We start from the raw sequence: 14295 nt of genomic DNA, 5'->3' as shown, positions 1-14295 counted from the left end.
GGGTTTGAGGCCGGTTCGGCGGCTCCGGGCTGGTGGGGCGGGCGACGGTTCCGGAGCGTGACGGGCGCCCCCGTAATTAGGTAACCCTTAGTGACAGAGGCCACCGGTCGGTGACGCCGTACAGGGTTGAATCGGTTTGACGAATTACGCAACAATGGCGTTGTGAAAAACGCGAGCGAGGACCGGAAGAGGCCAGCCGCCCGGCAGGGCGCCGGCCCGGTTTCGTCCGCGCCCACGCACGACGAGCAGCGCGGCACGCGCAACCGCGTCGCCCGCTCCATCCTCGACCACGGTCCGTCCACCGCGGCCGAGCTGGCCCTCCGCCTGGAGCTGACCCAGGCCGCCGTCCGCCGTCATCTGGACGCGCTGGTCGCCGAGGGCGTCGTGGAGCCCCGCGAGAAGCGGGTCTACGGCACCCGTGGCCGCGGCCGCCCGGCCAAGGCGTTCGCCCTGACCGACTGCGGCCGGGACGCCTTCGACCAGTCCTACGACGACCTCGCCGCCGACGCGCTGCGCTGGATCGCGCAGAGCGCGGGCGGCGGCGCCAAGGGCGAGGCGGCGGTCGCCGCGTTCGCCCGCGCGCGGCTGGCCGCCCAGGCAGAGGGGTACCGCGAGGCGGTCGAGAGCGCCGAGCCCGAGGCCCGCACCAGGGCCCTCGCGAAGGCGTTGACCGCCGACGGGTACGCTGCTACGGCGCGCAGTGCGCCCAATCCTCAGCTCGGTGAACAGCTCTGCCAGCACCACTGCCCGGTCGTCCATGTCGCCGAGCAGTACCCGCAGCTGTGCGAGGCGGAGACCGAGGTCTTCTCCCGTTTGCTCGGGACCCACGTACAGCGCCTCGCCACCATCGCCCACGGCGACGGGGTGTGCACGACCTTCGTCCCGAAGGCCGGCGCCGGCAAGGCGGCTCACCGCAGCGGTGAGCGCACCACCAAGACCACCACAGCATCTGCAAGCACGGCCGGGAGGAACCCCGCATGACGCTCCCCACGGAGACTGCTCACCCTGAGCTTGAGGGACTGGGCAAGTACGAATACGGCTGGGCCGACTCCGACGCGGCCGGCGCTTCGGCGAAGCGCGGTCTTTCCGAGGCCGTCGTCCGCGACATCTCGGCGAAGAAGAACGAGCCGGAGTGGATGCTCAAGCTCCGCCTCAAGGGGCTGAAGCTGTTCGACAAGAAGCCCATGCCGACCTGGGGCTCCGACCTGTCGGGCATCGACTTCGACAACATCAAGTACTTCGTCCGCTCCACCGAGCAGCAGGCCGCCTCCTGGGAGGACCTGCCCGAGGACATCAAGAACACCTACGACAAGCTGGGCATCCCCGAGGCGGAGAAGCAGCGCCTGGTCGCCGGTGTCGCCGCGCAGTACGAGTCCGAGGTGGTGTACCACCAGATCCGCGAGGACCTGGAGAAGCAGGGCGTCATCTTCCTGGACACCGACACCGCGCTCAAGGAGCACCCGGAGCTCTTCCAGGAGTACTTCGGCACGGTCATCCCCGTCGGTGACAACAAGTTCGCGTCGCTGAACACCGCGGTCTGGTCCGGCGGTTCGTTCATCTACGTGCCCAAGGGCGTCCACGTGGACATCCCGCTCCAGGCCTACTTCCGGATCAACACCGAGAACATGGGCCAGTTCGAGCGGACGCTGATCATCGTCGACGAGGACGCCTACGTCCACTACGTCGAGGGCTGCACCGCGCCGATCTACAAGTCGGACTCGCTGCACTCCGCGGTCGTCGAGATCATCGTCAAGAAGGGCGGCCGCTGCCGCTACACGACCATCCAGAACTGGTCGAACAACGTCTACAACCTGGTCACCAAGCGGGCCGTGGCCTACGAGGGCGCGACCATGGAGTGGGTCGACGGCAACCTCGGCTCCAAGGTCACCATGAAGTACCCCGCGGTCTACCTCATGGGCGAGCACGCCAAGGGCGAGACGCTGTCCATCGCCTTCGCCGGCGAGGGCCAGCACCAGGACGCCGGCTCCAAGATGGTCCACATGGCGCCGAACACCTCCTCCAACATCGTCTCCAAGTCGGTGGCGCGGGGCGGCGGTCGGACCTCCTACCGCGGTCTGGTCGAGATCGGCGAGGGCGCCGCGGGCTCCAAGTCCAACGTGCTGTGCGACGCCCTGCTGGTGGACACCATCTCCCGCTCCGACACCTACCCCTACGTGGACGTCCGCGAGGACGACGTGTCCATGGGCCACGAGGCGACGGTCTCCAAGGTCAGCGAGGACCAGCTCTTCTACCTGATGGCGCGCGGCCTGTCCGAGGACGAGGCGATGGCGATGATCGTGCGCGGCTTCGTCGAGCCGATCGCCCGCGAGCTGCCGATGGAGTACGCGCTGGAGCTCAACCGGCTGATCGAGCTGCAGATGGAAGGCGCGGTCGGCTGACCGGCGGCCGCACGCAGCGACTGACTCTCAAGAACGCAGAAAGCGAGCTAGACGACAGCCATGGCTGAGGCTCAGAACATCCCCCTGGGGTCCACGACCGCCGGTTCCGTCGCGGTGGCCGCGGAGTCCACCGTCGCGACCCGGATGAGTGCCCCGCCGTCCTACGACGTGGCGGACTTCCCGGTGCCGCACGGCCGCGAGGAGGAGTGGCGGTTCACGCCGCTGGCCCGCCTCAAGGGCCTGCACGACGGCACGGCCGAGGCCGGCGGCCCCGACCTGAAGGTGGACATCACCGCGCCCGAGGGCGTCACCCACGAGCTCGTCGACCGCGCCGATGCGCGGGTGGGTAAGGCCGGCAAGCCGGTGGACCGGATCGCCGCCCAGGCGTACAGCTCCTTCGAGAAGGCGTCGGTGGTCTCCGTCCCCAAGGAGACGGTGCTCAGCGAGCCGATCCGGATCAAGGTGCACGGCGAGGGCGGCACCGCCTTCGGCCACCAGGTCATCGAGCTGGGCGCGTTCGCCGAGGCCGTCGTGGTCATCGACCACACCGGCTCCGGCGTGCTCGCCACCAACGTCGACTACCTCCTCGGCGACGGCGCCAAGCTGACCGTGGTCTCCGTCCAGGACTGGGACGACGACGCCGTTCACTGCGGCCAGCACAACGCCCTGGTCGGCCGGGACGCCAGCTTCAAGTCCGTGGTCGTCACCTTCGGCGGCGACCTGGTCCGGCTGCACCCGCGGATCGACTACGCCGGCCCCGGCGGCGAGGCCGAGCTCTACGGCCTGTACTTCACCGAGGCCGGTCAGCACCAGGAGCACCGCCTCTTCGTCGACCACGACACCCCCAACTGCCGCTCCCACGTGACCTACAAGGGCGCGCTCCAGGGCCAGGACGCGCACGCGGTCTGGATCGGCGACGTGCTGATCCAGGCGGCCGCCACCGGCACCGACACCTACGAGCTCAACCGCAACCTCGTCCTCACCGACGGCGCGCGGGTGGACTCGGTGCCCAACCTGGAGATCGAGACCGGCGAGATCGTCGGCGCCGGCCACGCCTCGGCGACCGGCCGGTTCGACGACGAGCAGCTCTTCTACCTGATGGCCCGCGGCATCCCGGCCGACGAGGCCCGTCGCCTGGTCGTGCGCGGCTTCTTCGCCGAGCTGGTCCAGCAGATCGGCCTCCCGGACGTCGAGGAGCGCCTGATGAGCAAGGTCGAGGCCGAGTTGGAAGCGGCAGCGGCATGAGCTACGTACGCGTCGCCGCGCTGAGCGAGCTGGCCGAGGACACCCCGAAGCGGGTGGAGATCGACGGCACGCCCATCTCGCTGGTGCGCACCGAGGGCGAGGTGTTCGCGATCAACGACATCTGCTCGCACGCCAACGTCTCGCTCTCCGAGGGCGAGGTCGAGGACTGCTCGATCGAGTGCTGGCTGCACGGCTCCAGCTTCGACCTGCGCACCGGCAAGCCGTCCGGTCTTCCCGCGACGCGCCCCGTCCCCGTATACCCCGTAAAGATCGAAGGGGACGACGTGCTCGTCTCCGTCACCCAGGAGTCCTGAGTCACCCATGGCAACGCTTGAGATCCACGACCTGCACGTCTCCGTCGAGGCCGAGAACGGCCCGCGCGAGATCCTGAAGGGCGTCGACCTGACCGTGAAGCAGGGCGAGACGCACGCCATCATGGGCCCCAACGGCTCCGGCAAGTCGACGCTCGCCTACTCCCTCGCGGGTCACCCCAAGTACACGATCACCGGCGGCACCGTCACCCTCGACGGCGAGGACGTCCTTGCGATGTCCGTCGACGAGCGCGCCCGGGCCGGCGTCTTCCTCGCCATGCAGTACCCGGTCGAGGTCCCCGGCGTCTCGGTCTCCAACTTCCTGCGCACCTCCGCCACCGCGATCCGCGGCGAGGCCCCCAAGCTCCGCACCTGGGTCAAGGAGGTCAAGGAGGCCATGGAGCGCCTCCAGATGGACCCGGCGTTCGCCGAGCGCAACGTCAACGAGGGCTTCTCCGGCGGTGAGAAGAAGCGCCACGAGATCCTCCAGCTGGAGCTGCTGAAGCCGGCCATCGCGATCCTCGACGAGACCGACTCCGGCCTCGATGTCGACGCGCTGCGGGTCGTCTCCGAGGGCGTCAACCGCGTCCGCGAGTCCGGCCAGGTGGGCACCCTGCTCATCACCCACTACACGCGCATCCTGCGCTACATCAAGCCCGACCACGTCCACGTCTTCGCCAACGGCCGGATCGCCGAGTCCGGTGGCCCGGAGCTGGCGGACAAGCTGGAGGCCGAGGGCTACGAGGCATACGTGAAGGGTGGTACCACCGCGTGACACAGCTGCCGGGCCTCCTCGACACCGAGGCGATCCGCAAGGACTTCCCCGTCCTGGACCGCCTGGTCCACGACGGCAAGAAGATCGTGTATCTGGACAACGCGGCGACGTCCCAGAAACCGCGCCAGGTCCTCGACGCCTTGAGCGCCTACTACGAACGTCACAACGCCAACGTCCACCGCGGCGTGCACGTGCTCGCCGAGGAGGCCACGGCGCTGTACGAAGGTGCCCGCGACAAGGTCGCCGCCTTCGTCAACGCGCCGAGCCGCGACGAGGTGATCTTCACCAAGAACGCCTCGGAGTCGCTCAACCTCGTTGCCAACATGCTGGGTTGGGCCGACGAGCCCTACCGCGTGGACCGCGACACCGAGATCGTCATCACGGAGATGGAGCACCACTCCAACATCGTCCCGTGGCAGCTGCTCTCGCAGCGCACCGGCGCGAAGCTGAAGTGGTTCGGCCTCACCGACGACGGCCGGCTGGACCTCACCAACATCGACGAGGTCATCACCGACCGCACCAAGGTCGTCTCCTTCACCCTGGTGTCCAACCTCCTGGGCACCGTCAACCCGGTCGAGGCGATCGTCCGGCGCGCCCAGGAAGTCGGCGCGCTGGTGGTCATCGACGCCTCGCAGGCCGCGCCGCACATGGTCCTGGACGTCCAGGCGTTGCAGGCCGACTTCGTGGCCTTCACCGGCCACAAGATGTGCGGCCCGACCGGCATCGGTGTGCTGTGGGGCCGCCAGGAGCTGCTGGAGGACCTCCCGCCGTTCCTCGGCGGCGGCGAGATGATCGAGACCGTCTCGATGCACTCCTCCACCTACGCCCCGGCGCCGCACAAGTTCGAGGCCGGTACGCCCCCGATCGCCCAGGCCGTCGGCCTCGGCGCCGCGGTGGACTACCTCTCCTCGATCGGCATGGAGAACATCGCGCAGCACGAGCACGCGATCACCGAGTACGCGGTCAAGCGGCTGCTGGAGGTCCCCGACCTCAGGATCATCGGCCCGAGCACGGCCGAGGACCGCGGGGCGACGATCTCCTTCACGCTCGGCGACATCCATCCGCACGACGTCGGCCAGGTGCTGGACGAGCAGGGCATCGCCGTACGGGTGGGCCACCACTGCGCGCGTCCGGTCTGCCTGCGCTACGGGATTCCCGCGACCACGCGGGCGTCGTTCTACCTGTACTCCACCCCGGCCGAGGTCGACGCCCTGGTCGAGGGTCTGGAACACGTCCGCAACTTCTTCGGTTGATGAATACCGCGGTGACCAGACACAGCGGACGAGGACGAGGACTGACTTAAGTCGTGAAGCTGGATTCCATGTACCAGGACGTCATCCTGGACCACTACAAGCACCCCCACGGGCGCGGGCTCCGGGACGGCGACGCCGAGGTGCACCACGTCAACCCGACGTGCGGCGACGAGATCACGCTGCGCGTGAAGTACGACGGCACCAGGATCGAGGACGTGTCCTACGAGGGGCAGGGCTGCTCGATCAGCCAGGCCAGCGCGTCGGTGCTGAACGACCTCCTGGTCGGCAAGGAGCTCGGCGAGGCGCAGCGGATCCAGGAGACCTTCTTGGAGCTGATGCAGTCCAAGGGTCAGGTGGAGCCGGACGACGCCATGGAGGAGGTGCTGGAGGACGCGGTCGCGTTCGCCGGCGTCTCGAAGTACCCGGCGCGCGTGAAGTGCGCCCTGCTCAGCTGGATGGCCTGGAAGGACGCCACGGCCAAGGCCCTTTCCCAGGAGGCGAAGACCGTATGACCGACACCCCGACCACCACCAAGCCGGCCTCCGAGGAGGAGGTCCGCGAGGCGCTGTACGACGTCGTCGACCCCGAGCTGGGCATCGACGTCGTCAACCTCGGGCTGATCTACGGCATCCACGTCGACGAGTCCAACATCGCCACCATCGACATGACGCTGACCTCGGCGGCCTGTCCGCTGACCGACGTCATCGAGGACCAGGCGAAGTCCGCCACGGACGGGATCGTCAACGAGCTGAAGATCAACTGGGTCTGGATGCCGCCGTGGGGCCCGGACAAGATCACCGATGACGGGCGCGAGCAGCTCCGCGCCCTGGGCTTCAACGTCTGACGCACCCCGAGCGGCCCACGCCGCGCTCGGTGTCACGGCCGTGCCCGCCGGTTCTCCCGGCGGCCACGGCCGTTTTCGCATGCCGGGGGAAGCGGCCCCCGCTCGTTATGTACACGTGTACGCAACGTTGTGTACGCTCGTACGCATGGCCTATGTGACGCTCGCCGGCGCGATCCTCTCCGAGATCCTCGCGACCACCTCGATGAAGTACAGCGAGGGCTTCAGCAAGCTGTGGCCCTCCCTCGGCACCGCGCTCGGATACGTCCTCGCCTTCGCCCTGCTCGCCCAGACCCTCAAGACGATGAGCATGGGGACCGCCTATGCGATCTGGGCCGGGGTGGGCACCGCGATAATCGCCGCGATCGGCATGGTGTTCCTGGGCGAGAGCACCAGCCCGGTGAAGATCCTGGGAGTGCTCCTGGTCATCGCCGGCGTCGTGGTGCTCAACCTCGGAGGGGCGCACTGATGCCCCGGCGCTACGACCCGGACCGGCGGCAACGGATCATCGACGCGGCCATCAAGGTGGTCGGCGAGCGCGGCATCGCCGGGCTCAGCCACCGCGCGGTGGCCGCCGCCGCGGACGTCCCGCTGGGCTCGACCACGTACCACTTCGCCACCCTCGACGACCTGCTGGTCGCCGCGCTGCGGCAGTCCAACACCGGGTGCGTGGCGGACTTCGCCCGCTGGGTGGAGGGCCTCGACCTGACCGTGCCGCTGGCCGACCAGGTGGCCCGGCTGATCGCCGACACCCTCGCCGGGGACCGGTCGCGGGTGGAGCTGGAGTACGAGCTGTATCTGGCCGCGCTGCGGCACGAGGCGGTGCGGCCGATCGCCGCCGAGTGCCTGGACGAGATGGTGGCGCTGCTCGGCCGGCGGCTCGGCGACACGGCCACCGCCCGGGCGGTGGTGGCCTTCTACGACGGGCTGCTGCTCCAGCACGTACTCACCGGCCAGCCCTTCCACGTCGCCACGGTGCGCGAGGGGTTGGCGGGCGTGCTGGGCGCCGCGGGCGGCCCGGCGGAGGCCGCCGGGCCGGCGCCCAGAAGCGGGCGGTCAGGCGACAGGGGCCCGACGCATGAGACCGGTTCGCCTCGGCGGGCGGGCTCCGGTTAGGTTTCCCACATGACCGATGCTGCTGTTTCCGCCTCTCCGTCCCCCCGCACCACCGGCGCCGTCGCCGCCGGCCTCGCCACCGTCGCCGCCGACGGCACCGTCCTCGACACCTGGTTCCCCGCGCCCGCGCTCGTCGCCGAGCCCGGCCCGGCCGGCACCGAGCGGCTGGCCGACGACCGCGCCACCGAGCTGCTGGGTGCCGCCGTCCTCAAGGCGATCGGCCCGGACCCGGTCCGCGGCGTGGAGGTCGTGGCCGTCCGCACGGTCATCGCCTCCCTCGACGACAAGCCGCTGGACGCGCACGACGCCTACCTGCGCCTGCACCTGCTCAGCCACCGTCTGGTCAAGCCGCACGGCCAGAGCCTGGAGGGCGTCTTCGGCCTGCTGGCCAACGTCGCCTGGACCTCGCTCGGCCCGGTGCCGGTCGACCAGTTGGAGACGGCCCGGCTCAACGCCCGCGCCGAGGGCCTGCACCTGTCGGTCACCAGCGTCGACAAGTTCCCGCGGATGACCGACTACGTGGCGCCCGCCGGCGTCCGGATCGCCGACGCGGACCGGGTGCGGCTGGGCGCCCACCTCGCCGCCGGCACCACCGTCATGCACGAGGGCTTCGTCAACTTCAACGCCGGCACCCTGGGCACCTCCATGATCGAGGGCCGGATCAGCGCCGGCGTGGTGATCGGTGACGGCTCCGACATCGGCGGCGGCGCCTCCACCATGGGCACCCTCTCCGGCGGCGGCAAGCAGATCATCTCGATCGGCGAGCGCTGCCTGCTCGGCGCCGAGTCCGGCATCGGCATCGCGCTCGGCGACGAGTGCGTGGTCGAGGCCGGCCTGTACGTGACCGCCGGCACCCGGATCACCCTCCCCGACGGCCAGATCGTCAAGGCGCTGGAGCTGTCCGGCGCCGACAACATCCTCTTCCGCCGGAACTCCACCACCGGCACGGTCGAGGCCCGCCCGAACAAGGCGGTCTGGGGCGGTCTCAACGAGATCCTGCACAGCCACAACTGACCGGTGGCGCGCCCGTGTTCGGCGCCCCGGGCCCGGCGGTCGACCGCGCCGGCCCGGGGCGCCGGCGCGTCCGGGGCCGGCCGCTGGCATGCCTTGCGGACCGGTCAACTCCCGCCCCGCGCCGGTAGGGTGGCCGTCATGCGTGATCTTGTGACGGGGGTGCGGTATCTGGGCCGGGGCGTGCGCTGGGCCGCCCGGCACGGCCGGTGGTGGGGTTTCGGGCTGCTCCCGGCCCTGATCACGCTGGTGCTCTACGCCGGGGCGCTGTTCGCGCTGACCCTGGAGTCCGGCGACCTCGCCGCCTGGGCGACGCCGTTCGCCGACGGCTGGGGCTCCCCCTGGCAGGGACTGCTGCGCGGACTGTTCGTGGCGCTGCTGCTGGCCGGCGGGCTGACGCTGTCGGTGCTGACGTTCACCGCCGTCACCCTGCTGATCGGCGACCCCTTCTACGAGTCGCTCTCGGAGCGGGTCGAGGAGAGCGCGGGCGGCTGCCCGCCCGGCCCGGACCGCCCGCTGTGGCAAGAGCTCGGCATCGCGCTGCGGGACATGGTCCATGTGCTGCTGCGGGCCGCCGCCTTCGGGGTGCTGTTCTTCCTGCTGGGCTTCCTGCCGGTCGTCGGGCAGACCGTCGTCCCGGTCGTCGGCACCTGCGTCACCGGCTTCTTCCTCGCCGTCGAGCTGACCACGGTGGCGATGCAGCGCCGGGACATCCCGGTCCGGACCCGGCTGCGGCTGCTGCGCGGGCGGTGGGGGCTGGCGGTCGGCTTCGGGGCGCCGCTGGTGCTGCTGTTCCTGATCCCGCTCGGGGCCGTGGTGTTGATGCCGGGGGCGGTGGCCGGGGCCACCCTGCTGGTGCGGGACCTGGTGCCGGCCGGGGCGGACGCCGGGCCGGCGGTGGCGGGCGGGGCGGAGCCCGGGGGCCGGACGGTGCCGGCCGCCTGGTGACCGCGCCCCGCGGACGCCCGGCACGACGAAGCGGCCGCCGCACCCCGAAGGTGCGACGGCCGCTTGGGCATGACCTGCCCTACCCGCGTCAGTCAGCCTTGCGCGACCGCGGCTTCAGGTCCTGGGTGCGCTCGGCGGCGGACTCCTCCGACTGCGGCCGGTGCTGCTCGGAGCGCCGCTCAGCGGCCCGGTCCTGCTTGCCCGACTTACGGTTCTGCGACTTCGGCATCATGACTCCCTTTGTCTCGCCGAAATGGGTGCTTACCAGCCCAGTACCGCACCCCCGGGCGCGATCGGCGCCCCAGGGTAGGCCGGTGGAGTGACCAGGCGATCACCCCGGGTGAGGCGAAGGGCTCGGCTCGGGAGCCGGCTCAGGGCCGGAGTCGCGGCGCCTGCGGGACCTGGACGCGGCGTGCGCCACCCTCTTCGCTTCACCCCGTCGGCAAGGTGGCCGGACCGGCCGGGACGGCCCGTCGAGCGGAGGTGGGTCGGGCGTCCGTGCCCGCACGGCGCGGTGAAGCAGGAACCCAGCAGGAACCCAGCAGGACCCATCGAAACGGCCAGTCGACCGTGGTGGGAATCCCCTCCCGCTGGGGAGGAGAGCGGAGGTCGGGCGCGTCAATCTCTGGTGTGCGCAAGGGAGTTGCCAAGGTACTCCCGGTGGACGGGAGCATACGGAAAAGTGAACCGCCCGAGAGGGGGAGAATTCCGTCTACGCTTGGGCGGCGCACGAGCGACACGTCCGTCCGAGGAGCTGAGCCAGATGTCCGCAGACCGCCCCACCATGCCGCCGGTGCGGCTGACTTCCGAAGCGGAGCTGGCCCGCGACGCGCTGAGCTCCCCGCTGCTGGCCCGGGCCGCCAAGCTGGCCCGCTGGTCCGGTTCCGGCGTCCCGGTCGGCGTCGGCGGCGAGCTCCTGGAGAAGTCGCTCGCGGCCGCCACCGAGCACCTGGGCCTGGCCGGCGACGAGGACGGTCCCGCCTACACCGCCGAGGCGTGGCAGTTGGCGGTGGACACCGGGCTGGTCGAGATCGATGAGGAGGAGGGCGAGGGCGACGCGGAGGCCGACGACCTTTCCGACGACGCCGCGGTCGGCACCGCCACCCCCGGCGAGGAACTGGCCCAGCTCACCTCCGGCTCCCCCCAGGACATCCTGGACATCTGGCTCGGCGGCATGGAGACCGTGCTCGCCGACGCCGTCGCCCCGGACCTCTCCGACCTCGCCGACCAGCTTGCCGAGGGCGGCGAGCTGGACCTGGACTCGATCGACTGGAACCCGGAGGAGGAGGCCGAGCTGCTGGACGGCATCCTCGGCAACCTCTACCTCCTCAACGCCGTGGGCGAGGCCCCCGACCAGGACGTTCCGCTGCCCGCGCTGGCCGCCTCCATGATCGTCCCGGACGACATGGACGAGCCCACCGACGAGATCCTCGAAGAGGTCTCCGCGGCGATGATGCGGCTGGACGACCAGTTCCGGGTGCTGGAGCCGATCGGGTTGGTCGCCTACCGGCCGGTCGACGAGGCGCTCATCGAGGAGCTGGACGAGGGCGGCGAGACGGTCTCCGAGGCCGAGCCGCTCCAGGACGAGGACGTCGCCCGCTACGGCCTGGTGCGGCTCACCCCGCTCGGCGTCTGGGCGGTCCGCGCCCGGATGCTGGACGCCGGCGTGGACGCCCCGGCCGTCGGTGACCTCGCCGACAAGGGCGCCGACGTGCTGCTGGAGGCGCTGCCGGACTACCCCGAGGCGCTGGCCCAGGCGGAGGCCGAGCAGTGGCTCGCCGCCCGCACCCCGCTGGACGCCGCCCGCGAGCTGCTCGCGGCCGCCCGCGGGGACGACGAGCGCGGCCCGCTGCGCCGGCTCGCCGCCCAGCAGGCCCTCTCCCTGGTCACCCCGGAGGCCGAGCCGGCGCTGCGCGAGGTGCTCGACGACCGGCACCTGGGCGGGCTGGCCCGGGTCTGGCTCGCCGAGCGCGGGCTGCCCGGCATCCCCGAGCCGTCCCAGGACATGGTCTTCTGGCTGACGGTGGACACCATCGCGGCCCAGCTGGGCGCCGCGGACGACGAGGCCGCCGCCGAACTGACCGAGCTGGTAGGGGGGTTGACCGAGCAGCACAGCGGGTTCTTCGAGGAGGTCTGGCGGGTGGACCACCCGGCGACCGCCGAGGTGCTGGAGGCGATGGGCCAGCTGCACCCGGACAAGAAGGCCGCCAAGGAGGCGCGCAAGGCCGCGTTCAAGGCGCGGTCGCGGCGCTCCGACTGACGAGGACGCCGGGCAGGGTCAGTCGGCCGGGGCCTTCGCGGTGATCAAGTAGTAGTCCAGCAAGCCTGTTTGATAGGCCGTCAGGTATTGCCGGGGCCACTTGTCGCGCAGCTCCGGCCGCTCGGCCATGTAGCGGTCGTAGGACTCCCAGACCCCGTCGCCGATCGGCGTCACCGCGACGTCCCGCAGTCCGGCCTCGGTGAACGTCGCGGCCACGTCGTCCACCAGGTGCGTCATGTCCAGCCCGTCGGCGTACGGGGGCAGCAGTTGGGGCAGCACCCGCACCGCGTCCGGGACCCGGGCGAGGAACGTGGCCAGTGCGAAGTGCCCCGCCGGGCGCAGCACCCGCACCGCCTCCCGGGCGAAGCCGGCCAGGTCACGGAAGTGCTGGGCGGCCTCGACGGAGTAGACGACGTCGGTGCAGGCGTCCGGCAGCGGCATCCGCTGGGCCGGGCCGAGCACGAACTCCAGCCGGCGGGGGCCGGGCTCCTCGGCGAGCAGCTCGGCGTTGGCCTCCAGGGCGCGGGCGATCTGGTCGGGGTGGGCGTCCAGGCCGATCACCGACCCGAAGTCGAACTCCCGCAGCGCCAGCGCGCAGCCCAGGCCGCGCCCGCAGCCGACCTCCAGCGCGGTGCGGCCGCGCGGCCGGTCGCAGGTGTCCAGCACGAGCCGGTAGAGGTCCTGCTCGCTGCGGATCCGGTCGTCCTCGGTGAGCGGCCGGTCCGTGGGCTCCGGCAACCAGGCCCAGTAGCCGAAGTTGATGAAGCCGCCGGCGAAGGCGGGGACGGTGCTGAGGTCCTCCTCGCCGTAGGTGGCGGCGACCCGGTCGGGGAGCTCCGGTCCGGGTGCGCCGTCCGGGTGGTCCGGTTGTGGGGGCCGGCCGGTACCGCCGGCCGGGGGCGGCTGCTGGGTCATCTGACGCTCCTCGTCGTGAAGCCGTGGGGGGGGAGGGTCCGAGGGGGCGTGCGGGCGGAATCCTGGGCGCGGGCGGGCGTTGAAGGAGAGGTGAGCTCGACGATGCGGATGACACAATTCTCGATCCTGGACCGCTCCCGCACCAGGGAGGGACACTCGCCCGCCGCGGCGTTGCGGGACACCGTGGAGCTGGCCCGGTACGCCGAGCGGCTGGGGTACCACCGGTTCTGGGTGGCCGAGCACCACAGCGTCCCCGGGGTCGCCGGCTCCGCGCCCACCGTGCTGGCCGCCGCAGTGGCCTCGGCGACCTCGACGATCCGGGTCGGCACCGGCGGGGTGATGCTGCCCAACCACCGCCCGCTGGTGGTCGCCGAGCAGTTCGGGGTGTTGGAGTCGCTCTTCCCGGGGCGGATCGACATGGGACTGGGGCGGTCGGTCGGCTTCACCGGCGGGATCCGGCGGGCGCTGGGCACCCAGAAGGACGCCGCCGAGGGCTTCGAGGGGCAGTTGGCCGAGCTGCTGGGGTACTTCACCGGCACCCAGAGTGCCCATCCGCAGGTGCACGCCCGGCCCGCCGAGGGGCTGACGGTGCCGGCGTTCGTGCTGGCGACCGGCGCCGGCGCGCGGGTGGCGGCCCGGGCCGGGCTGGCCCTGGTCGTCGGCGACTTCCGGAATGCGGAGAAGCTGTCGGCGGCGGTCGAGGAGTACCGCGCGGCGTTTCGCCCGTCGGCGCTGTGGCCGCGGCCGTATGTGGTGATCTCGGGGACGGTGGCGGTGGCCGGGACGGCGGAGGCGGCGCGGCGGCTGCTGATACCGGAGGCGCGGGCGCTGGCGCACTCCCGGACGCACGGGGTGTTCCCGCCGCTCGCGCCGGTGGGGGACGGGGAGCCGGCGGCGGCCGGGGACGGGATGTCGGCGCGCGAGCGCGGCTTCTACGAGGACGCGCTGCGAGGGCATGTCCACGGCACCCAGGAGCGGGTCGCGCGGGAGCTCTCGGCGTTGATCGAGCGCACCGCGGCGGACGAGGTGTTGGTGACCACCAGCACCTACGACCGGGCGGCGCTGTGGGAGTCCTACGAGCGGTTGGCGCGGGTGGTCGGCCTGACGGGGCGGGGCTGAGCGGGCGGGTGCCGGGGGGCCGGCACCCGCCGGCGGCTAGGCCCTGTCGTCACACTCCCGTCGCCCGCCCGAAGGGCGGACGACGGGAGTGTTAAGACAGGA

At 71.5% G+C, this 14295-nt stretch carries 16 protein-coding genes; 14 read left to right on the top strand and 2 right to left on the bottom strand.

All coding sequences use genetic code 11. From position 1 onward, the window contains the following. Positions 1 to 162: 162 nt before the first annotated feature. From ACFVFQ_RS02540 to ACFVFQ_RS02485, 12 genes are all read left to right on the top strand, one after another. Positions 163 to 981 carry a helix-turn-helix transcriptional regulator gene (locus tag ACFVFQ_RS02540; RefSeq protein ID WP_383407331.1) on the top strand — a complete coding sequence of 273 codons (819 nt, stop codon included), beginning with the start codon at positions 163 to 165 and terminating at the stop codon, positions 979 to 981. Continuing rightward, positions 978 to 2399 carry a Fe-S cluster assembly protein SufB gene (sufB, locus tag ACFVFQ_RS02535; protein WP_383407328.1) on the top strand — a complete coding sequence of 474 codons (1422 nt, stop codon included), beginning with the start codon at positions 978 to 980 and terminating at the stop codon, positions 2397 to 2399. Before ACFVFQ_RS02540 ends, sufB begins: the two co-directional genes overlap by 4 nt. Before the next feature lie 60 nt (positions 2400 to 2459). Then, a complete protein-coding gene (gene sufD / locus ACFVFQ_RS02530; protein WP_383407326.1) occupies positions 2460 to 3644 on the top strand; it encodes a Fe-S cluster assembly protein SufD in 1185 nt (394 codons plus the stop codon). Then, positions 3641 to 3958: a non-heme iron oxygenase ferredoxin subunit gene (locus ACFVFQ_RS02525; protein ID WP_383407324.1), complete on the top strand. Its 318-nt coding sequence runs from the start codon at positions 3641 to 3643 to the stop codon at positions 3956 to 3958. The genes sufD and ACFVFQ_RS02525 overlap by 4 nt, the downstream gene beginning before the upstream one ends. 7 nt (positions 3959 to 3965) lie before the next feature. Next, entirely contained in the window at positions 3966 to 4730 is a 765-nt protein-coding gene (gene sufC / locus ACFVFQ_RS02520; protein ID WP_383407320.1) for a Fe-S cluster assembly ATPase SufC, read from the top strand. Next, a complete protein-coding gene (locus ACFVFQ_RS02515; protein WP_383407317.1) occupies positions 4727 to 5983 on the top strand; it encodes a cysteine desulfurase in 1257 nt (418 codons plus the stop codon). Before sufC ends, ACFVFQ_RS02515 begins: the two co-directional genes overlap by 4 nt. A 53-nt stretch (positions 5984 to 6036) precedes the next feature. After that, a complete protein-coding gene (gene sufU / locus ACFVFQ_RS02510) occupies positions 6037 to 6495 on the top strand; it encodes a Fe-S cluster assembly sulfur transfer protein SufU (RefSeq protein WP_383407314.1) in 459 nt (152 codons plus the stop codon). Continuing rightward, on the top strand, positions 6492 to 6827 hold the full coding sequence (locus tag ACFVFQ_RS02505) for a metal-sulfur cluster assembly factor (protein ID WP_383407311.1): 336 nt from the start codon (positions 6492 to 6494) through the stop codon (positions 6825 to 6827). The genes sufU and ACFVFQ_RS02505 overlap by 4 nt, the downstream gene beginning before the upstream one ends. A gap of 145 nt (positions 6828 to 6972) precedes the next feature. Next, positions 6973 to 7293, top strand: a complete 321-nt coding sequence (locus tag ACFVFQ_RS02500) for a DMT family transporter (protein WP_383407308.1) — start codon at positions 6973 to 6975, stop codon at positions 7291 to 7293. Next, positions 7293 to 7940, top strand: a complete 648-nt coding sequence (locus ACFVFQ_RS02495) for a TetR/AcrR family transcriptional regulator (RefSeq protein ID WP_383407304.1) — start codon at positions 7293 to 7295, stop codon at positions 7938 to 7940. The genes ACFVFQ_RS02500 and ACFVFQ_RS02495 overlap by 1 nt, the downstream gene beginning before the upstream one ends. Before the next feature lie 9 nt (positions 7941 to 7949). Continuing rightward, on the top strand, positions 7950 to 8954 hold the full coding sequence (gene dapD / locus ACFVFQ_RS02490) for a 2,3,4,5-tetrahydropyridine-2,6-dicarboxylate N-succinyltransferase (protein WP_383407301.1): 1005 nt from the start codon (positions 7950 to 7952) through the stop codon (positions 8952 to 8954). A gap of 138 nt (positions 8955 to 9092) precedes the next feature. Next, on the top strand, positions 9093 to 9899 hold the full coding sequence (locus ACFVFQ_RS02485; protein WP_383407298.1) for an EI24 domain-containing protein: 807 nt from the start codon (positions 9093 to 9095) through the stop codon (positions 9897 to 9899). 88 nt (positions 9900 to 9987) lie between these two features. Here ACFVFQ_RS02485 and ACFVFQ_RS02480 read toward each other — a convergent pair whose 3' ends face one another. After that, the gene (locus tag ACFVFQ_RS02480; RefSeq protein WP_199836196.1) at positions 9988 to 10128 is read right to left on the bottom strand and encodes a hypothetical protein; all 141 of its coding nucleotides are present in this window, start codon (positions 10126 to 10128) and stop codon (positions 9988 to 9990) included. Positions 10129 to 10662: 534 nt separating this feature from the next. Here ACFVFQ_RS02480 and ACFVFQ_RS02475 point away from each other — a divergent pair. Then, positions 10663 to 12159, top strand: a complete 1497-nt coding sequence (locus tag ACFVFQ_RS02475; RefSeq protein WP_383407294.1) for a hypothetical protein — start codon at positions 10663 to 10665, stop codon at positions 12157 to 12159. An 18-nt stretch (positions 12160 to 12177) separates the two neighbouring features. On the opposite strand, the gene ACFVFQ_RS02470 is transcribed toward ACFVFQ_RS02475, so the two are convergent. Beyond that, the gene (locus tag ACFVFQ_RS02470) at positions 12178 to 13074 is read right to left on the bottom strand and encodes a class I SAM-dependent methyltransferase (RefSeq protein WP_383407291.1); all 897 of its coding nucleotides are present in this window, start codon (positions 13072 to 13074) and stop codon (positions 12178 to 12180) included. Between the two features lie 102 nt (positions 13075 to 13176). Between ACFVFQ_RS02470 and ACFVFQ_RS02465 the strand changes: the two genes are divergently transcribed. Next, the gene (locus ACFVFQ_RS02465) at positions 13177 to 14193 is read left to right on the top strand and encodes an MsnO8 family LLM class oxidoreductase (protein ID WP_383407288.1); all 1017 of its coding nucleotides are present in this window, start codon (positions 13177 to 13179) and stop codon (positions 14191 to 14193) included. Positions 14194 to 14295: the final 102 nt, after the last annotated feature.

The organism is Streptomyces sp. NPDC057743, assembly GCF_042798755.1.
Taxonomy (GTDB): domain Bacteria; phylum Actinomycetota; class Actinomycetes; order Streptomycetales; family Streptomycetaceae; genus Streptomyces.
Note: the sequence above shows the minus strand (reverse complement) of the source record. Positions and strands in the feature narration are given on the sequence as shown.